Origin of the sequence: Sphingomonas pollutisoli (genome assembly GCF_029167165.1) — a bacterium.
Lineage (GTDB): Bacteria > Pseudomonadota > Alphaproteobacteria > Sphingomonadales > Sphingomonadaceae > Sphingomonas > Sphingomonas pollutisoli.
Map to the genome: position 1 here is coordinate 1 of NZ_JARFNJ010000027.1, position 18,442 is coordinate 18,442.

At 64.2% G+C, this 18,442-nt stretch carries 28 protein-coding genes; 26 read left to right on the plus strand and 2 right to left on the minus strand.

The window, feature by feature from the left end; genetic code table 11:
• The 4 genes from PX554_RS25540 to PX554_RS25555 all read left to right on the plus strand — a co-directional run.
• The coding region (locus tag PX554_RS25540; protein ID WP_275504929.1) for an ArdC family protein at positions 1–646 on the plus strand (646 nt) is incomplete at its 5' end.
• Positions 647–658: 12 nt separating this feature from the next.
• Positions 659–976, plus strand: a complete 318-nt coding sequence (locus tag PX554_RS25545) for a DUF5983 family protein (protein ID WP_275504930.1) — start codon at positions 659–661, stop codon at positions 974–976.
• 27 nt (positions 977–1,003) lie between these two features.
• Complete coding sequence (locus PX554_RS25550) at positions 1,004–1,612, plus strand: DUF6927 domain-containing protein (protein ID WP_275504931.1); 609 nt, start codon at positions 1,004–1,006, stop codon at positions 1,610–1,612.
• A gap of 242 nt (positions 1,613–1,854) precedes the next feature.
• Entirely contained in the window at positions 1,855–2,361 is a 507-nt protein-coding gene (locus tag PX554_RS25555; RefSeq protein ID WP_275504932.1) for a thermonuclease family protein, read from the plus strand.
• Positions 2,362–2,400: 39 nt separating this feature from the next.
• On the opposite strand, the gene PX554_RS25560 is transcribed toward PX554_RS25555, so the two are convergent.
• Entirely contained in the window at positions 2,401–2,889 is a 489-nt protein-coding gene (locus PX554_RS25560; protein ID WP_275504933.1) for a hypothetical protein, read from the minus strand.
• 82 nt (positions 2,890–2,971) lie between these two features.
• Here PX554_RS25560 and PX554_RS25565 point away from each other — a divergent pair, with 82 nt between their 5' ends.
• From PX554_RS25565 to PX554_RS25615, 11 genes are all read left to right on the plus strand, one after another.
• A complete protein-coding gene (locus PX554_RS25565; protein WP_275504935.1) occupies positions 2,972–3,982 on the plus strand; it encodes a deazapurine DNA modification protein DpdA family protein in 1,011 nt (336 codons plus the stop codon).
• Positions 3,983–4,083: 101 nt separating this feature from the next.
• Complete coding sequence (locus tag PX554_RS25570) at positions 4,084–5,724, plus strand: PRTRC system ParB family protein (protein WP_275504936.1); 1,641 nt, start codon at positions 4,084–4,086, stop codon at positions 5,722–5,724.
• 36 nt (positions 5,725–5,760) lie between these two features.
• Positions 5,761–6,192 carry a PRTRC system protein E gene (locus PX554_RS25575; RefSeq protein WP_275504937.1) on the plus strand — a complete coding sequence of 144 codons (432 nt, stop codon included), beginning with the start codon at positions 5,761–5,763 and terminating at the stop codon, positions 6,190–6,192.
• A 46-nt stretch (positions 6,193–6,238) separates the two neighbouring features.
• Positions 6,239–6,445: a PRTRC system protein C gene (locus PX554_RS25580; protein WP_275504938.1), complete on the plus strand. Its 207-nt coding sequence runs from the start codon at positions 6,239–6,241 to the stop codon at positions 6,443–6,445.
• A gap of 132 nt (positions 6,446–6,577) precedes the next feature.
• Positions 6,578–7,612 carry a hypothetical protein gene (locus PX554_RS25585; RefSeq protein ID WP_275504939.1) on the plus strand — a complete coding sequence of 345 codons (1,035 nt, stop codon included), beginning with the start codon at positions 6,578–6,580 and terminating at the stop codon, positions 7,610–7,612.
• 7 nt (positions 7,613–7,619) lie between these two features.
• Entirely contained in the window at positions 7,620–8,450 is an 831-nt protein-coding gene (locus tag PX554_RS25590; RefSeq protein ID WP_275504940.1) for a PRTRC system protein B, read from the plus strand.
• Positions 8,450–9,109 carry a PRTRC system protein A gene (locus PX554_RS25595; RefSeq protein WP_275504941.1) on the plus strand — a complete coding sequence of 220 codons (660 nt, stop codon included), beginning with the start codon at positions 8,450–8,452 and terminating at the stop codon, positions 9,107–9,109. Before PX554_RS25590 ends, PX554_RS25595 begins: the two co-directional genes overlap by 1 nt.
• Positions 9,099–9,932, plus strand: coding sequence for a PRTRC system ThiF family protein (locus tag PX554_RS25600; RefSeq protein WP_275504942.1), 834 nt, complete (start codon positions 9,099–9,101; stop codon positions 9,930–9,932). The genes PX554_RS25595 and PX554_RS25600 overlap by 11 nt, the downstream gene beginning before the upstream one ends.
• Complete coding sequence (locus PX554_RS25605; protein WP_275504944.1) at positions 9,929–10,255, plus strand: hypothetical protein; 327 nt, start codon at positions 9,929–9,931, stop codon at positions 10,253–10,255. Before PX554_RS25600 ends, PX554_RS25605 begins: the two co-directional genes overlap by 4 nt.
• A complete protein-coding gene (locus tag PX554_RS25610; RefSeq protein WP_275504945.1) occupies positions 10,249–10,737 on the plus strand; it encodes a hypothetical protein in 489 nt (162 codons plus the stop codon). Before PX554_RS25605 ends, PX554_RS25610 begins: the two co-directional genes overlap by 7 nt.
• The gene (locus PX554_RS25615) at positions 10,734–11,402 is read left to right on the plus strand and encodes a hypothetical protein (protein ID WP_275504946.1); all 669 of its coding nucleotides are present in this window, start codon (positions 10,734–10,736) and stop codon (positions 11,400–11,402) included. The genes PX554_RS25610 and PX554_RS25615 overlap by 4 nt, the downstream gene beginning before the upstream one ends.
• Positions 11,403–11,404: 2 nt before the next feature.
• On the opposite strand, the gene PX554_RS25620 is transcribed toward PX554_RS25615, so the two are convergent.
• A complete protein-coding gene (locus PX554_RS25620) occupies positions 11,405–11,626 on the minus strand; it encodes a hypothetical protein (RefSeq protein ID WP_275504947.1) in 222 nt (73 codons plus the stop codon).
• 141 nt (positions 11,627–11,767) lie between these two features.
• Between PX554_RS25620 and PX554_RS25625 the strand changes: the two genes are divergently transcribed.
• The 11 genes from PX554_RS25625 (at position 11,768) to PX554_RS25680 (ending at position 17,989) form a co-directional block, all read left to right on the plus strand.
• Positions 11,768–12,412 carry a hypothetical protein gene (locus PX554_RS25625; RefSeq protein WP_275504948.1) on the plus strand — a complete coding sequence of 215 codons (645 nt, stop codon included), beginning with the start codon at positions 11,768–11,770 and terminating at the stop codon, positions 12,410–12,412.
• Between the two features lie 11 nt (positions 12,413–12,423).
• Positions 12,424–12,885, plus strand: a complete 462-nt coding sequence (locus PX554_RS25630) for a hypothetical protein (RefSeq protein WP_275504949.1) — start codon at positions 12,424–12,426, stop codon at positions 12,883–12,885.
• Positions 12,882–14,213, plus strand: coding sequence for a hypothetical protein (locus PX554_RS25635; protein WP_275504950.1), 1,332 nt, complete (start codon positions 12,882–12,884; stop codon positions 14,211–14,213). Before PX554_RS25630 ends, PX554_RS25635 begins: the two co-directional genes overlap by 4 nt.
• 108 nt (positions 14,214–14,321) lie before the next feature.
• Entirely contained in the window at positions 14,322–14,645 is a 324-nt protein-coding gene (locus tag PX554_RS25640; RefSeq protein WP_275504951.1) for a transposase, read from the plus strand.
• A 17-nt stretch (positions 14,646–14,662) separates the two neighbouring features.
• Positions 14,663–15,475, plus strand: a complete 813-nt coding sequence (locus PX554_RS25645) for a Mom family adenine methylcarbamoylation protein (RefSeq protein WP_275504952.1) — start codon at positions 14,663–14,665, stop codon at positions 15,473–15,475.
• Position 15,476: 1 nt separating this feature from the next.
• Positions 15,477–15,875 carry a hypothetical protein gene (locus tag PX554_RS25650; RefSeq protein WP_275504953.1) on the plus strand — a complete coding sequence of 133 codons (399 nt, stop codon included), beginning with the start codon at positions 15,477–15,479 and terminating at the stop codon, positions 15,873–15,875.
• A 2-nt stretch (positions 15,876–15,877) separates the two neighbouring features.
• The gene (locus tag PX554_RS25655; RefSeq protein WP_275504954.1) at positions 15,878–16,132 is read left to right on the plus strand and encodes a hypothetical protein; all 255 of its coding nucleotides are present in this window, start codon (positions 15,878–15,880) and stop codon (positions 16,130–16,132) included.
• The gene (locus PX554_RS25660; RefSeq protein WP_275504955.1) at positions 16,126–16,368 is read left to right on the plus strand and encodes a hypothetical protein; all 243 of its coding nucleotides are present in this window, start codon (positions 16,126–16,128) and stop codon (positions 16,366–16,368) included. Before PX554_RS25655 ends, PX554_RS25660 begins: the two co-directional genes overlap by 7 nt.
• A 363-nt stretch (positions 16,369–16,731) precedes the next feature.
• Entirely contained in the window at positions 16,732–17,283 is a 552-nt protein-coding gene (locus PX554_RS25670) for a hypothetical protein (protein ID WP_275504958.1), read from the plus strand.
• Positions 17,284–17,351: 68 nt separating this feature from the next.
• Positions 17,352–17,585, plus strand: a complete 234-nt coding sequence (locus PX554_RS25675; protein WP_275504956.1) for an antitoxin — start codon at positions 17,352–17,354, stop codon at positions 17,583–17,585.
• 2 nt (positions 17,586–17,587) lie between these two features.
• A complete protein-coding gene (locus tag PX554_RS25680; protein WP_275504957.1) occupies positions 17,588–17,989 on the plus strand; it encodes a type II toxin-antitoxin system VapC family toxin in 402 nt (133 codons plus the stop codon).
• The last annotated feature ends 453 nt before the right edge of the window (positions 17,990–18,442 follow it).

Below are 18,442 nucleotides of genomic sequence, written 5' to 3' on the forward strand. Positions count from 1 at the left end.
ATGCGCTGAAAGGTGCACGTCCGGTTCGGAGGGGGGCCGAGCAATGTTCTCTCTGAGACCTTGCCGGCCTACCCTACCCGACCAGATCGATGGCCTGCCCGCCCATTACTACCCGGCGATCGAAGAGCCAACGCCGATGGACCCTTCCGCGCATCAAGCCGAGATCGACCGCTTCTTCGAGGCGATCCCCGCCGATGTCCGGCACGGCGGGGACCAAGCCTATTTCGCACCGACCCTCGATATCATTCAAATGCCGCACCAGCGGACGTTCCGCACCATGGATCACTATGCGTCGGTCCGCGCGCACGAGACGACCCACTGGGCCGGCGGCAGCCGCCGGCTCGCGCGGACCTTTGGGAAGCGTTTCGGCGACAAAGCCTACAGTTTCGAAGAGCTGGTCGCCGAGATCGGCAGTGGGCTCGTCTGCGCGCATCTTGGTCTGCCCAACGAACTGCACGACAGCCACGCCAGCTACGTAGGGCATTGGCTCGGCATCCTGCGCGGTGACAAGACTGCCATCATCCACGCCGCGTCCAAGGCGGAGCAGGCGTTCAACTACATGCTGGCGTTCGGCGCCGACCCGGCATTGGCACCGCAGGCTATGTCATCGGCCGAGGCCGACGTGCTACTGGCGGAAGCTGCCTGAAGGAGGAGCACCATGGCACTCGAAACCCAAATCCTCGCCTGTCTCTCGACCGGCCATGTCGACGAACAGACCGCAAGGGAGCTCGATGCACTCATTCAACACCCACTTCCGATCGCGGCCCGCGATGTCCCTGCCATCTGGCAGGGACAGATCGTCGCCGAGCGCTGGCAGGACTATGGCTGGTTCATCTGGGTTCAATCCCCCGGTCGCGATACCATGCCGTCCTCGCTGCAGGCCTGTCTCGCCCTGGCCGAAGGCGCGGGCGCCGCGTGGATTCAGTTCGACCGTGACTGCCCGCCGATCGGTGAGCTTCCCGTCCACGACTGGTAAAATCACCCAAATCTGAGGAGACCCCGCATGGGCTGGCTCACAATGTCTCGCTATCACATGGGCGGTCACGCGACCGCCAAGGCGTATCTCGACGCGCAGTTCACTTACAGCCGGGACGTCGATGGGATCGTCAAAGGGCTCAAGCTGCTCGCTTCGTCCTGTCCGCAGAACCGCACCTATTACGCAGCTGCCCAAGTGATGGTGGATGGCGTTGGCAAAGAGGTTTTCGCCATCGTCTGCAAGGTGATGTGGAACCCCAGGAGCAAGACCGGGGAAAATTTTGGATATAAGGATATGGACGAATCCGTCGGTCCATATGAGGATAATTGTCCCGCCCACATCCTGGATCTTCTCACTCCTACCGATAAGGAATATGCGCTCGACTGGCGCCGCCGTTGCCGCGCCAATCTCACGCGGCGCGCTCGCAAGATCGAGGATGGCGATCGCATCAAGCTTGCCTCAGCGCTCACCTTCTCGGACGGCCATGTCGGTGATGAGTTCATCGTCGTCAAACGTGGCCGCCGACTTAGTTTCAGGGATCCTGAGACCCGCCACGGCTATGCGATCAGCCGCTTCATGGAGCGGGACTGGACGGTCGTACCGGTGACCAAGGTTCACAAGACAATATTTGCATGAGCCGGAGCGCCCGGACCATGATCTCCGCTAAGAGGATCTGTCATGTCTGCCCTAGCCACCCACTTTTCGCCCAAGCGCTATCTCTTGTGCAGCCGCGAGAACGCCCACCGCGTCGCCTCTCGGCTTTTCGACGCGCAGTCGGGGCGCGTCAGCATTGTTCGGACAGGCAATCCACTGCAGCCGTTCTGCGTTTCGACATCGCCCTCGCAGGGTGCTCACGTCGAAGTCGAGATCGTTTCCTGATGCGGGCGATTCTTCTCGCCGCATTCGCGGTCGCTTCGGGCGGTGCTTCGTCCCAGGCGCCGGCCGACCGGACCTTCGAAGCCAGGGCGCGCGCGCTCGATGGCGACACCGTGGCCGTCGATTTCCGCCTTCTCGGCGTCGACGCATTCGAGCGGCGGCAAATGTGCGAACGCCGTGGCGGTTGCTGGCAGTGCGGGAAGGCTGCCCAAGATCTTGCCGCAAACATGCTCCGCGGTAAAACCGCGGACGTCAAACTCACGCCGTCGAGCACCTATGGGCGCCCAGTCGCGATCGTGACCGTAGACGGCGAGGATCTCGGCGAAACTTTGATCCGCGCCGGCCTGGCGATCCCGGATGCCCAATATCTTCGCGGCGATCCTCAGCGTGCCAAGCGATACGCGGCGGCGTTTTCGCAGGCGAAGGCGAGCAGGGCAGGGGCCTTGTCCGGACGCTGGATCGAGCCCTTGAATTGGCGGCGAGGCGAGCGCCTACAGTGCGAGCGATGATAGTAGCAGCGCAAGGACAAGGCTTGCGCTGCTACCGCTTTAGACGGTGAGGGAAGGATCGGCCCACCATGAAGGACCTTGCTCGAAGTCACCATCCAGCTTGACCAACGGCCCGTCCGGGGCGTCCGCAACATAGGGATTCGTCAGCGGCATCCGCCGGGCTTTCATCCGGCGAACCTCGCCGGCAACACGCCCGCGACGCTCCAGCAGATCTTCGAGCCACTCGAGATCATCGAGCATGTCGACCACCCCCCGGCCCGCAAGACAGAAGTAGATGCAGCGCTGGAAATCGTCCGCGCCGTCATTGGCGAGGATCTCCGCCAGCTTGCGCTTGGCGGCTACGTCGCCCTCATGGGTCCATGCGACCGCCTCGCGAAGCTCCCTGACCGAATAATAGGCATCTTCGACATCCATGCCGATCGCCGCGTTCGCGATCATGCGGCGTGTGGGCCGGTTTTCAGCGTCCAAAGCTGCGTCGCGCAGCGTGATGTCGAGATCAAATCGATCGTGAAAAGCGGTCTTCTTCATTGCACGTCTCCAGCACTCGGAACGTACCGTGAACACGCGCGACGGTCAAGCGCACCACCACATACGTTGGAAGGTGATATCGATGCCGATCGACATCATTGTGGGATTACCTCACCTCAATGAAGGCGCGCTTCTCGCGCGCGCTCGGTCCCTTCAGCAGACAGCGCTCATTTCCGCGAACGGGCTCTCGCGCTGGTCGACCAAGCGAGGCTGGCGGGAGTGGGCGGGCTGGCGGACCCATCAGTTGCAGAATGCGCGCGGGCTGTCCGCTCTCTGCCTGGATTCGGCCGGCTTCGTCGCTGCCGCGCGGTACGGTGGCTTTCCCTGGTCGATCGCCGACTATGTCGCGCTCGCCTCGGCCTATCCCTTCCGCTGGTGGGCCAGCGCCGATTATTGCGTCGAATCCGAAATCGCCCGCGACCGAGAAGAAGTCATCGACCGTCTCTCACGGACGATCCGCGCCAATCGCGACTGCCGGAAATTGGCGGAGGATTACGGCATTGCCGACACGTTGATGCCAGTGATCCAGGGCCGCCGACCAGACGATTATGAGCGCTGTGTCGATGCCCTGTGGCACTCGCTCCGCCCCGGTATGCCTGTCGGTGTCGGCAGTATGTGCCGCCGGGAGATTCATGGTCCCGAGGGCCTGATTGCCGTCATCGATCATCTCGATCAAATATTGCCCTCCGGCGTCGGCCTGCATCTCTTCGGCGTCAAAGGCACGGCTCTGCCTTTCCTTCTCCCCTACGGCCGCCGTGTCGCGTCGATCGACAGTCAGGCCTACGGCATCAGCGCGCGCCGGACCGCGTTCCGCCGCGGCGTACCGAAGACCGATATGTTGGTCGCGGATCACATGGAGGGCTGGATCGACGCGCAGCGCGCGCGCCTCGCCGGTCGACCGTTGCAGCTTCCCCAATCCCTGCCTCCGCCCACCGATTGCACGCCGTTCGACCCCTGGGAACAGGCGATCGCCCAGGCACGCGCAGAGATACGCGACCTTATCGAGGCCGGAGAGCTCGACCACGACGAACTGACCGCTCCGTGGATCGAGCAATGGGCGGCCGACATCTACCGGGACAGCCTCGCCGGCTGAGTGAGGGGAGGGGGATCGGAGGGGGTGAGCATCAGGCTCGCCGGAAAGAAGGTCCGCGACCGTGAAGGGAGCGCCTCGCACACCCCACAAGGAGATTCGCCTTGACCGCATCGCATCCCACCGGGACCACCATCGTCCCGCTCGCCCGGATCGCCCCCGGATATAATCCGCGCCGCTATTTCGACCGGAAAAAGCACGACGAGCTTGTCGAGTCCCTTCGTCTGCGGGGCATGCTCCAGCCCATATTGGTGCGTCCGGCACCGGACACCGACGACAGCTACACCATTATTGCCGGTGGGCGACGGTACAGGGCCGCCGTCGAAGCCTTTGGCCTCGAGGCGCAAGTGCCGGTCATCATCCGCGAGATGACCGATCAAGAGGCCCTCGAAGCTGCCATCGACGAAAATGATGTCCGCGACGACGCATCCGAGACCGAACAGGCGGACGCTGCCGTTCGCGTTCTCGCAGCATGCCAGAATGATCGTGCTGAAGCCGTCCGGCGTCTAGGCTGGTCGCGGGCCAAGCTCGATCGCCGTCTGGCGCTTGCCAGCCTCTCCGAGACCGTCAAATTCGCTCTCGACGAACGCCGGATCAAGGTCGGGCATGCTGAGTTGCTCGCTGCTGTTCCCGCAGACAAGCAGGACAAGGCCCTCGAGACGATCCTCGCCGCCGGTCTCGACATCGGAAAAACGCGCGATCTGCTCATGCGCGTCACGCAGAGCCTCGCCAATGCCTGCTTCGACAAGACGGAGTGCATCACTTGCCCGTTCAACTCGGCAACACAGCGCGCCCTGTTCGAGACCCACGTCGACGACGGCCACTGTACCAATCCGGGATGCTTCCAGCTCAAAACCGAGGCGGTCGAAAAGACTCGCCTCGAAGAGCAGGAGCGCGCCGCGGCTGCCGCGCAGGTCGAAGCCGAAACCTCGGAAGCGGACGATGACGAACTCGATGATTCCACCGACGAGGACACCGCGTCGGCTGCTCACCATGATCGACCGGTAGACGAGTCCACGTCTTCCGCCGGACGAACCGCGATCATCCCCCGACCTTTATCCGCCGGCGCGACCGTGAAGACGACTGCCCGCACGAATGGCCCGGCCGTCACCGTCAAATCGATCGCCGGCCGCACCTCTGATCTTCGTGAATCGACGTGGCGAACCGCGCTGGCCCGGGATCTCGCGGACAATGCGGCGCACGCCCATACCGTGATCCTCGTCGCCGCACTGACCGGCACGCTCTCGCAGATCAAGGCGAGCACGCTGACCTCCCGCGCCGGGCTCCTGGTCAACCCGTCCTTCCCGGACCTGAGCTTCACGGCGAAGATCGAGGACATCCGCGCGCTGTCAAACGCACAGGCCGCAACCGCGCTTTCTGCGATCGGGGCGGCTTATGCGCGGGACGTGCAGTCCTTCGGGCATGTCGCAGACCTTGCCCAAGCGTTCGAAATCGACATCCGCCAAGGCTGGCAAGTCGATCGTTCCTTTCTCGAACGATACACCAAGGACGAGCTGAAATTCATCGCCCAGGAATGCGGTCTCGTCGCGCACATCGGTGAAAAGGCGTTCGCAAAGCTGCTCGGTTCCAAAAAAACCGAACTCATCGCGGGCATGCTCAACGCGGTCGGCTTCGATTGGGCCGGCCGTCTGCCAAGCTCCATGACGCTCGACGGAAAATATGGCCCGCCCTCGATCGCCGTCCCCCCGGCCTTCGAAACTCGCGCCACCGAACTCGCCGCCTGACCGACGCTTCACCCACTCGAATAAGGACTGAAAGCCATGCTGATCGCCAGCCTTCTCCCGCTTCTCGACCGCTACTCACTCGGCTTCGACCTCGTCGCCGGCCCTGACGGCACGGTCACCCTGACCGTCATTCCGCGCAATGCAGAAGGCAAAGCCCATAGCCTTGAGTCCGGCGAAACCCGGCCAATCTCGATCACCGCGGCCGCCGCAGAGATCGATGCGGAACTCGCCAAGGGGGCGGACGGGGCGCTCGGCCAACTGATCACGACGCGCAAGACGCTCGCCGACCAGATCGCAGAGCAGCGCGAAACCGCCGAGGCAGCGCGGGTGGCGTCTGCGGAAGTGGCCAAGGCAAAAGCCGCCTCTGCGACAACCAGATCGTCCACTTCGGCCAGCGCGCCCACCGCTCCTGCGCCGAGCGCTCTCCCGGCCGAGGCTAAATCGGATGAACCGGCAAGCCTGTGGTGATCAGGTCGGCTCCACGCGCTCTCCAACCATCAACGAGGAACCCCCGATGCAGATCAACCATCTCGCCCGAACCTATCGATATGACGGCATCGATCTTCCGATCCCGCCGCATCTCGCCAACGACCCCCAGGGTCTCCGCGCCTACCACGCGACGCTCTATCCGGCGATCCTCAACGCCGAACTGGTCGATGCCGGTGTGACCGGCGGCGTTCATGTCACCGAATACCGCCGCGCTGTCGGCACGAAGGGCTGAACGTGGCGCGCCGCAACGGCGCGGCCATCCCTGCCGCACCTCGCAAGACTCTCCTCGCATGGATCGAGATCGACGATGGCAACACAACCGGTCCTCCCCAGCCCTCCTGCAGCAAGCAGGCCCAGGCCATCCATGTCCAGATCAGCCTCGACCCGGGTTCGCAGCGAGACGAAGCCGTCGAACCTCTTCAATCGCCCGCCAGTCTGCGACTTCCCCCGCTCGGCTGACCTTGCCGGCCGATCCGTCAAAATCTCACCTGACATCCCCATCGCCTTCGACCAGCCGCTTGCGCCCCATCACAAGCTGATCGGGAGTTGGGTAGCGTCGCGGCATCAGTCGGCAAGGCGGTACACCCGCGGCGAAGCGCGCCGGCGCATCGAGCGTGCCTTCAACGATGCGGTTCTGGAAGCCCTGGACCCGCTTGCGCTTGCGGACCTGCGGATCGTCGTCCTCAATGGCGAGGCCGTCGGCCCCCCCGCGATCGCCCTCATCTGCGACAGCATGGGCCAACTGGATCTCGGATGGATCGAGAGCAGCGATACGCCCATTCCCTGGCGCGCGGCCGCCTATGCGGCGCTCGAACAGACCCTGGGCAGTGCCTTGCCGATCTTCAACTACCAGGACCTCTTCGACGAATTCTCGATGTACTATTGGGACGGCGAAACCGACGATGAGGGCGCGCGTCAAAGCCTCATCAATTACCAGGGCGCCGACCCCGACGATCTCGACGAGCTCACCCTGCCGTCGACCATGAACGCCAAGAAGCCCGAATGGATGAATTCGGCCAGTTCAGCGCCGCTTGGCGACCTCCCCGCCGCCCTGCGGAAAGCCTTGCGCAGGCTACGGCAGACCCACGGCGCTCTCCGGCGCCTGCCAGAGGATCGCAACGCCTGGCACTTCGATTCCGAGACCCTCTACGCATATGTCCCCGGCATCGAGGAATGTTCGGCATTGCCGCCGCTGACCCTCGTTCCCGTCGAACTCTTCGCAGCCGAAGTCGACGATGTCGGGCGCCACGGCATGGAATACGGCTTCATGGACGTCGCCGGGATTTGCCCGCTGCCGGACGCCGATCATATCGCCGACTGGTTCGCGTCGCTGCAGGTCGGCACGCAATTCCTGCTGGCTGCCCAGCACCTGATCGATCTCGATCCCGACAAACTGTGAGGCCCTTATGTCCCACCATAGCGCTCATTTCGAAGCAACCGCCGGCGGCATGGTGCTCACCAGCGCCATCCTCCTCTACCAGAACGACACCCCTCGAAATCCCAGCCACTATGCCGCGCCGCGACCCGACGGGCACGCATTCGCCAGCCTTCATCGCATCGAGCACAATGACGAAGGCGGGCCGACGATCGCCGCTGGCACCCCTCTGACACGCGCGCACCTGCGTCAATGGACCGAAGCCCTCGGCAGGGCAGCACCACCCGAGATCCTGCCCCACAACGTGCTGGTGGCCCATCCCGACATGCTCGCCTGGTGGACGTCGGAACAGGTCCGCCCCGCTTATTTCAATCTGACCACCCCACCCGCCGGGCTCGGCGCTCTCCGCGAACGGACAATCGTGCCAGTCCCATATCCAGCACATCTGTTCGTCGCCACCAGACGCACTCTCAGCGTCTACGCACTTCCCGAAAACCAGCGACCTACCGCTGCAACCCGGCTGCTCCACTCACCCGTCCTCAACGTCTTCGTCGATGGGTCGCTGTGCTGGGGCAATATCGCCAGGCCGAAAACACTGGGCGTATCGGCGATCCCGGATTTCGAGCGCGCCCTGTTCGACTCCTGGTCCACCCACCCCAATCCGGGCCAGGAGTTGACCGTCACGGGCAAAGGCGGCTTGGTGAAGCTCTGGGACGACCTTGCCGCGCGCGAAGCGACGCGCTTCCCGGTGAAGCGCCTCAAGCCCTTTGCCAACAATCGCCGGCAGCTCAATTCGCGCAACGCCAGGCCGGCAGCCGAACCGATGACCTTGGGGCAACGCATTGCGGGAAGCACAAGGTGATGGCCATGCTCGCCGATGATCCGACGTCGGCCGCGATCCTAGCGGCGGCACCCTGCTTCCCGGTTCCGCCAAGCGGCAGGTCTCCTGCCATCGACGCGGTGCGCGCCTCTCGCACGGGCCATTGCCTCACCGTGGGACGTGACGGCGTCAGCCTCATCGTGCGACGTCCATGGCTCGAGCTCGACGTGCCCGTCACGCCCCCCATTCCAGCATATCTCCCTTATGGCAGCATCGGCGAACGCCGGGCGAACCTTCGCTGCGGCCTGATACCGCGGGAGATCCTCGATCGGATTCTCGATCATTTCCTCTCGGCATTGCCCAACGAAGCTGCTGCCTTCGTCATCTGGGACGAAGACGATCGGGAATTCTCCCTGCATTTCCCTCAGATCGACGAGGCTACCCCCTCCCGACTGATCTATCGCACCCTAGTCCTGCCGGCGCAGCGGCACATGATCTGCGACATCCACAGCCATGGGCATGGCGCGGCATTCTTTAGCGCCACAGACGACCGCGACGACGCACACGCAACCAAGATCTCGCTCGTGATCGGGCGTCTGGGTCATCCGGACGGTCCTGTCATCGCCTCGCGCTTATGCGCGGGAGGCATGTTCCTGCCCATGCCGCGCAATCCCTTCTCAGGAGATGACAATGCAGCCTGAACCCCCCGATCGCCATTATCTTCCCGCCGGCTTCGACAATAGGGCGATCAAAATCGTCCTTGTCGGCTGCGGTGGAAACGGCGCGCAGATGCTGATGGGACTTGCTTCGCTCGACGCGGCGCTGCGTGCCATTTCGTCACGGTCGCTTCATGTCACCGTCGTCGATGACGACGTCGTCAGCGAAGCCAATCTCGGCCGACAGCCATTCTACCGATGCGATCTCGGCAGCTCGAAAGCCCATACTCTCACCGAACGGATCAACCTCGCCCATGGTCTTAACTGGAGGGCTGTTCATGGCCGCGCACCCGGCGCGGTCGATGTCGCGAAAGCCGATGTCCTCATCACCTGCGTCGACACCGCTTCCGCGCGCCTTGCGCTTGGCGCCGAACTGACGAAGGGATCCACGCAACCGACCTATTGGATGGATCTCGGCAACCGGGCCAGCGACGGACAGTTCATCATCGGCTGCCCGCGCCGCGAGAACGGACAGGCCCATCGACGCCTTCCCACCGTGCTCGAATATTTCCCGGAAATCGCCGACGAAAGCCGGCCTGACGACAATGCCCCATCCTGCTCGGTCGCCGAGGCACTCGAACGGCAATCCCTATTCGTAAACCGCGTTCTGGCGAGCCACGCTCTCGCCCTGCTCTTCGATCTGCTCGGTCGCGGCTCCATCGGCCACGCCGGGGCTTTCATAAACCTGGCCAGCGGACAATGCGTCCCGATCCCGCTGCCAGTGACCGATGGAGCAACCGACAGCCGTCGATCCGCCGTTGGGCTGGACGACAGCGCTGCAGGACGCCTGATCGGAGCCCAGCAATGAGCGAGCGTTCCTCCAAGGCCGAGGTCCGCAATCCCATCCTGACCCTGCCGTCCGTGGCCCGGCTTCGCGCGCTCAGTCCCGAAGCCCGCCTTGCCCTCCAGGATATCCTGCTCGACATCCAGACGGATGCTCGATTGCGCGCGGAACGCAGCTGGCGAAGCCGTAAGCCCCCAGTCGCGGCCTATTGGGCGGCTTGCGGCGTCTATGCGGGGCACATTGCTCGCGCGATCGGCCCTGGGCCAGGCCGCCGACAACGAGGCAGGGTTCCGAAGATGCCTCCGGCGCGTGCGGTAACGCCCACCCGGGAGATCACGCGATGTTGATCGAACTCCGCAAACTGAAGATCATCAAGCAACTGTCCCAGGATTGCGCCTGCTATACGGCGGAGCTGTGGATCGATGGGCATTTGGCCTTCCTTGCGAGCAATCGCGGCCAGGGCGGCGCCGATGACTATCGCCAGGTTGGCGTCATCACCGAGGCCGAGGTTGACACCTGGTTGAAGGCCAACCGTGCTGTCCGGACATTCCACGGCATCGTGCTGCCGCCGACGCTCGAACATGAAGTAGCCTTCCTCATGGACGAGGCCGAGAACATCGCGTTGCTGCGCCGCCGGCTGCGGACCAATGTCATCACGATCGAAGACGGCCAAGTCTACACCTATCCGCTGAAGAAGCGTCCGGTCGCGGCCGTCATCGCCGCCATCCGCACGAAGAAACCGCAAATCGAAATACTCAACGATACCGGTGAGCCCGGTCTGAGGCGGGCCGTTCAAATCCTCAGCGAGCAGAGTTCCGAGCCCAAGTGAAGGCGCTGGAATCGCCGATCGGCTGCCAGACCCGCCGTCATGGAGGCCGACTACTGGCCATCGAACGGCACCCTGCCGCCAGTCCTGAGCAATGCCGCGAGCGCCTGCCACCGGACCCTGCGCCTCGTACGAGGACGGGGATTACTCGTCCTTTCAACCCCAAATGCCCCGACAACCCGGAGGTCTTCATGAATGCCTCTCATTCCGATTATCCTGTTGCCGAGTGCGGCGCCGACGGCGCCCCACCGGCTCTCCACGAGCTGCCGGTCCAGCCCCTGTGCCGAAACTGCGGCAGCGAGAACCTTGCCCGCGACGCGGCCGCGCGCTGGGACATCGCCGTCCAGGACTGGATCATAACCGGCCTGTTCGATTCGACCTCCTGCGACGATTGCGGCGGCGAGAGCGATGACCTCGCCCAATGGGCTCCGCTCGAACCCAGGATCGGCGCCCGCGTGCGCATCCTCGAGCGTCCGCGTGTCGGCGTCGACCGTTTCCGGAACCGCGAGGGCACGATCGTTCGTGCGCATTTCGCCGGCTTCTACGTCAAGCTCGACATGACCTCCCGTGAGCGGACCCAGAAGACCGAACTTGTCGAGACCCGCTATCTCGAGGTGCTTGCACTTCCTGCTCCTGCTCCTGCTCCTGCATCGGCCGAGCGGCCATGATTTCATTCGAAGAGCGTCGCGACCAGCTTCGTCGCGAACGCAAGCCGACCAGAATCGACAATCCCATGGAGTTCGATCGGCTTGCCCATCATCTGCGCCAGTCGACCATCAATTGCGGCGTCGATCACGCACGATGCGTGGCTGAAGGCTTCTCGGCCGATTTTGGTTGGGATGCGACGGAACTCCTGCGCGCCGCCGGTGTCGCGGATGACGGGGCAGCCCAACCGTGACTAGCGGTACCGCGATCGACCACATCGAGACAGCCGACGATCCGCCACGCCAAGGACGGTCAATATACATCCGGCGAAAAAGGAAAGGGGGGCAGGGGCTCCGAGCGTGATGAGCGCTCCAAGCCGGAGGTCCCCATGCACTACGACGTCGCGTTCCGACACCAGCAGGCCTTGGATCCCAGTGCCCTTACGACCATTGCCACGACGCTTCACGCAGTCGAGGCCGCGATCACCGATTGCCGCAATGCGGGTAAGGATCTGGAGGACGATCCCGCCGTCGTGCTGCTCGTGCGCCACCTCGGCGCGGTCACCCTGTCGCGGCCCGGCGACATGCATTTGCGTCACGCCTGCATGGATCAAATCGCGGAGATCAGACGCCATCCGACGCTGCTGACGCTCGCTCGCCGGGGGGTCGGCCATGACGACGACGCGAAACGCGCATTCCACAGCGAAGGCCGAACCGCGATGCGCCGCCTGGCCGAGGCCCTGCACCTCGCCGAGAACAGTTTCGAGGTTCGCTCCCAAAAAGCCGGACCGGCCTGCTCGGGCGAAATCACCCTTCACGGTGAGGAGGTCTGGGTTCAGCTCAGCCTGGGCTATCTCGGGCCCGATCATGAAGTGCTGTTTCGCCGGGTGCGCGGTCGCGCAGATCACATCGGCGATCGCAACCGCTGGGCGTCTGTTCGCGATCTGCTCTCGCCGGACCGCTTCGCCGATCGGCTCCGCCGCGAGCTTCAGCTCAGCGCCGCTCCGGCGTCGGCTACCCGCCTGTTCGCCTGATCGAGGCCGCCATGGACATCGTCGCCTTCCGCACCCGCATTGGTCAGGATCAGCCGATCTATTCCTACCGCCTCTATGTGCCCATGTCCGAGCTGTCGCCCGAGCGCCAGCGCCTCATCCCCTATCGATCGAACTTCGGCATCGGCGCACGCGACGTCTATCTCGCTAGGACCGATGACGTCATCGCGCCGATGGCGCATCTCGACACGCCTCCTGGCCCCGAGCGCTACGCCCAAGCCAAGGCGATCGAGGACATCGCATCGCGGCTATCGGCGATCATATTGCGCGCGCTGTTTCCCGAAATGACGGCCGAGACGCTGCCGTTCCGGTTTTTTGTCCCTTCCGCACCGCCTAATGCCGTCGTGCGGGCGAGCATCCAAGATCTCACGGCGCGGTATGAAACGCTCCGGACACGGCTTGCCACCTTCACTCCGGAGCTGATCGGCGCCCGGATCGACAGGAGCGGCGCATGACGGCCGCGTTCGATCCTGCCGATCCGCAGACCTGGGTCTCTCGCGGACGCCGGCCCGACCACGCCGCCATCATGGCGACCGCATGGCAGACATTTCCCGACTTACCCAACGATGCACCCGCGGAGCAACGCATGGCGCGGACACGCGAACGTGTTCAGGCGATGCGGCCCGTGATGGAGGCGATCCATGCCGAGCAGGAGCGCCAAAGGCAGGCGCGCAATTTCGCCTTCACCGAGGACCGCATCGCCAGGTCCGAGGGGGACGAACGCGAGGCCGCGATCCTGCGCGGCCGCGACAACCACCGCTATGATTGGGACGCCGCAGTCCAGTTCGCGAACGGCTCGTATGCCGCGCGGGCCGGTTGGGTCTGTCGACCTCCCGAGGCCGGAAGCGGCAGTCCAACCGACATCCGCCTCAACGCCGCCTATATGACGGGCTTTCATGACGGTGGCGGTGATGCCGACGACCTGTTCGACGTCGCCCGGCGCGCGTTCATCGCCGCGGATCGACCGACTCCGTCTCCGCGGTCGATCGCGCCACCGGATCGTGGGCGTCCGCTTCCCAGCGCCTGGCCTCAACCCTCGGATACGCCGAGGCCGACAAACTGGAGCCGGCGCCTGTTGATCCTCGGCGCGCCTGAGGCGGGCATATTGTCCCCTGCATTGGCGGCCGACAGCAAAGCTCGTGCGGCACTCATGCCGCTACTGGTCGAGCGCACCGGGGCCGAGCAAGCAACGATCATTGTCGTCTGCGCAGCCGGGTTTCTCTCCGTCACCGAGGTGGCCGCCGGCGCTGCGGCATTGCGAACCGCGGACGACGTACAACGCCTGGCAGCCGATCCCGTCCAGCCGGTGAAGCTCAGGGCTTTGCTTGCGGGCAGCGACTTCGATGAGATTCTGGTCGCGGCTCAGGGCCTCTATCTCGATGCTATCGATGCCCATGCGAAGCATCTGCCCCTCTGCCGCGTCATGGAGCGGACCCGCAACTCCCTGATCCAGCAAAAGGCGCATTTCAGGATTTGGCTCGATCGCGGCGTTCGCTCCGGAGAAACCCTGGGCGCAGGCCATATCCGCTGGGGCAAGGTGGCCAAGGGTCTTACCGCTCGCCTCGGCGAATTTACCGCGCGATATGTCGGCAAAGCGCCGGGACGCGGTCATTGCATCGTCGTTCAATTGCAAAATGGCGAACCGGCTGAAGGTTTCGTCACGGTGCGCGGTGATCGCCTGCAGCCGGAGATCCTGATCACCAATCAGAAACATCTCCGCTCGTCGATGGCTGCAAGCTTGCGCGCTTTTGGCGGTGCGACGCGGTTGTCGCGCGCACTGTAGGGCCCACGCATCGCCATCGCCGCTGTCCTCAAAATCGCTCTCCCCGGACAGATCCATTCTGGATCGAATCTCGAGATTTGGAGCGATTCACGCCCAGAAACCCGGAAAATGACCGAGATTCGAACGAAAATCGCCGGTTCCGACATATCGGTGCGCGTCGATCGGACGGCCCCACTGGGATGGCGCTTCTGGACCCTCGCCGGATCTCCGAAGGATCCGATCGACCCGAGGCCGTATGGTGGATCGCGCTGTCTTTCGCTCGCCATGCTCGACATCGAGGGCAATTCCCGCTGGCTATGTGCGATGGAGCTTGACCACTCCTTCCGCCTGTTTTGCAGCCACGACCTCTTTCCCTGCGCATCGCAGTATGGCGCCGATCGCTTCGCCCACGAGATCATCGAGCGCTTCGCCCGGCAGCCCAGGCTGCTCTGACCAAACGGACATCGACCATGGAAACGACCCGCAGCCAGCGCTGGCGGGAGCGTCGCGCCCTCTGGGCGCGCGACCTCACCGTTATTGATCCCAAGGCCTATGCCGTCGACATCATCGATCACGGCCCGGCGCGCGCCTTCATTGCGCAGCACCACTATCTGCCGAGCTATCCCGCAGCCCGGATCGCTATCGGCCTGTTCGGCCGAAACGCCATTCTGGAAGGTGTCGCCGTGTTTGCCGTTCCGACGACGAACGCCGTCATCACCAGGCACACGGGGTTCGACGATCCCGAATGCGGTTGCGTTCTTGCACGCCTCATCCTTACCGATGCAGTGCCGCAGAACGGCGAGAGCTTCTTCGTCGCCCGCGCCTTCCGTCATCTGCGCCGCGAGCGGCCGAACATCGAGGCCGTGGTCTCTTACAGCGATCCCGGCGCCGGGCACATCGGCCGCGTCTACTGCGCTTTATCCGCCGCCCATCGCACTGTCACCAAGCCGAGGATCGTGTTGCGCGCCGGCGGCGTCACCATCTCTGGCCGCACCCTCTCCAAGATACGATTAGGGGAGCAGGGCCACGCCGGCGCGATCGACCAATTGGTGGCCCTCGGCCTCCCGAGGCCGGCTACACTGGAGCAACCTGCTGCCTGGCTCTGGCGGCTCGAGCGCGAACGGCTCCTCGTCCGTCACCGGCGAGCGGGGCTCTACGCCTACTGTTTCGAGCTTACCCGCGAGGCGCGCCGCCGAGGCCGCGCACTTCCGCGCTTGCCGTACCCGAAGGCGCTTCCGGCCGCGCACCCGACACTTCCGCTCTTTGCGCCACAGGAGATCTGACATGGCCGACATTGCCACCTTGCCCGTCATGACCGCGGCCGATGCCGAAAGCATCGGCTTCGCGCGGTTCAACGACGTCCCAACCCTCCCGATCGATATCCCGGACGGGAACTTCACAATCAGCGCCCGGACGACCGATGGCCGGCGTATTACCTTCTTCTTCGGCGAATATCGGCGAGGCAAGCCACCAAGCTTCGTCGACATCCAGTATCACGACCATGGCGCGACCATCCCGAACGCGAATGGCGGCCGTTCGCCGGTGTTCGACATGCTGACCATCGGTCTGGGCGGTCGCCAGGTCTTCGACAGCCGCCAGCGCGCCGACGACGACAAGCCGTCGATCACCGTCATCCTCCTAGGCGAGCCGCAGGCAGCGGCCCGATCAGATCGAAAAGCCTAGCCATGTCCATCTATGTCGCCCGCTACACGCGCCTGCATCCCCGGCTCTGGGCGCCCTATTCGATCACTGCCTATCCGCACGGCTTTCACAATTGGCCGGAAGGACTGGCGAATCCAGTCTGGACGCCAAACGCGCGGGTCATCACGCCGAGCGGCGCCGCATCTCTGCCACTCGCCGATTGCGCCACACTCGATGCGGCGATCGAGACGTGCTGGGCACATTTCGCAACCCTCGACGAGGAGACCCGGCCATGCTGAACCCGTTCCAACGCGCTTGCGCTGACAGCTATGGCGGCGGCGACTTCGCGCATGTCAAGAATCTCGAGCAGGCCCGCGAGGCCGGGGACACGCTCTTCACCTTTCTCATGATCGAGCTCGCCTCGAGCGAGGGGTGCGACAGTGCTGAGGAGGCGGTGCGCAGGCTCGATATGGCGGCCGCCGACATCCAGGGCGTCGCCGAGGCCGTCCAGCGCGGCGGATCCGCCGCGCCCTGACGAGGGGAGGGGGGCTGAAGGGGCGGCGACTTGCCGCCTTGAAGCCCGAGGCCCCCTGATGTCACTCCTCTCGTCCATCCAGTCTGCCGACGCGCCGAGGCCGATCGACTACCTCACCGCTGGCGCCCGCCGCCGATCGTTCTTGCCTATGGCATCGGGGTCGATTCCACGGCGCTCCTCGTCGAGCTGCACGCGCGCGGCGAGGGGCCGAATCCCGTTCTCACCGCCGATCTCGGTGCCGGGAAGCCGGCGACCTACGAATATCAGCAGCCGATCGCCGCCTTACTATTCGATCCTGGCGAACGTGCTGACCAACGCAGCGCTCCCAAGCATCAGTCTGGGGCGGCGCAGCTGCTCGCTCAAATGGAAACCCGCAGCCAGCGCTGGCGGGAGCGACAAGCCCTGCGGCCACACGATCTCACCGTCATCGGTCCCACGGCCTGCGCCGTCGAGGTCATCGAACACCCGCACCGCAGCCCATCGCAGGAGACCACCATGTCCCGCACCGATGGACGCGCCTATGCGCGTCACCTAATCGACACAGCCCAACATTTCCTACAGTCCGCAGGTACCGACGCTGGGCCCATGACGACCGAGCAACGCTACTACTGGACGGCCATTTCGATTGAGCTGGCGCTCAAAGCGTGGCTCAGCTTGCATGGCTTCACCGACGACCGACTGCGCCGCACCGTCGGGCATGATCTCGCCATCGCGCGTAATCTGGCGAACAACGAGGGGCTTGCTTTTCCTGACGCCGCCGGACCGGTGCTGGCCTTGGTCCATCCCTTCTACATGCAGGGTGGTTTCCGGCGACCAAACGATGTTGAGTGGCCTGCGGCGCTCCTCGCCCAGACGCTGCCAATTCTCACGACCTTCTACGGCGCGATCTCCGACACCATCGCCACAACGCCTTGACCGCCGCTGTCGCTGAAATCCTCGCTTCCCGAGTCGGCATATGCTATTGTCATATGCAAGGAGCCACCATGAACCTCGAGCGTCACGTCAAACTCTTCAAGAACGGCCGCAGCCAGGCGGTGCGAATCCCGCGTGAGTTCGAACTGCCGGGCGACGAAGCCGTCATGCGCAAAGAAGGCAGTCGCCTCATCATCGAGCCCGCGGCGAAACGTTCGCTTCTGTCCGTACTGAAAACATGGGAGCCGCTCGACGAGGACATTGGTCCAATTGACGATCTCCCGGCCGAGCCCGTCGATCTCTAACCATGTTCCTGCTCGACACCAACATCCTGTCGGACCTGATCCGGCAGCCTCATGGCGCGGTCGCCAGCAAAATCGCCGAATCTGGCGAAGATGCTATCGCGACCAGCATCATTGTTGCCGGCGAACTGCGCTATGGTGCCGAAAAGCGCGGATCGCAGCGCCTCACCAACAAGGTTGAGGAATTGCTTTCCCTCGTTCCCGTCCTGCCCTTCAAGGATGATGCCGACGCTCATTATGGGCGCTTGCGCGCTGATCTCGAGCGCCGCGGGACGTTGATCGGTGCCAACGACATGCTGATCGCAGCGCACGCCCTCGCCATCGGTGCCACGCTCGTCACCGATAATCTTCGCGAGTTCGAGCGCGTCGACGGACTCGAGGTCGTGAATTGGCTTCGCCCAGCCTGACGCCCGGCGAATGAAGCGGAGCGGACCTCGCGTGCCAGGGATGCCGCCGATCCCATCTCGATAGTCTAGCGGACCGCCAAATCGCCTCGGGCGAAGGGTGCGGCGACGCTGACGAGGCGGTGCGCAGGCTCGATATGGCGGTCGCAGATATCCAGGGCGTCGCCGAGGCCGTCCAGCGCGGCGGATCCGCGCGCTGACGAGGTGAGGGGGGCCGAAGAGGTGGCGATTTGCCGCCTTTCGAGCCCGAGGCCCTCCGATGTCATCCCTACCGACCAATCAGCCCGCCGGCGCACCGAGGCCGGTCGACTATCTCACCGTTGGCGCACCGCCGCCGATCGTTCTTGCCTATGGCATTGGGGTCGATTCCACTGCGCTCCTCTGTGGAGAATCGATAATCTCATTTGGCGCCTGCGGTTGCAGGCGGCATCTGGTGACCGTCGAGAACCATTAATC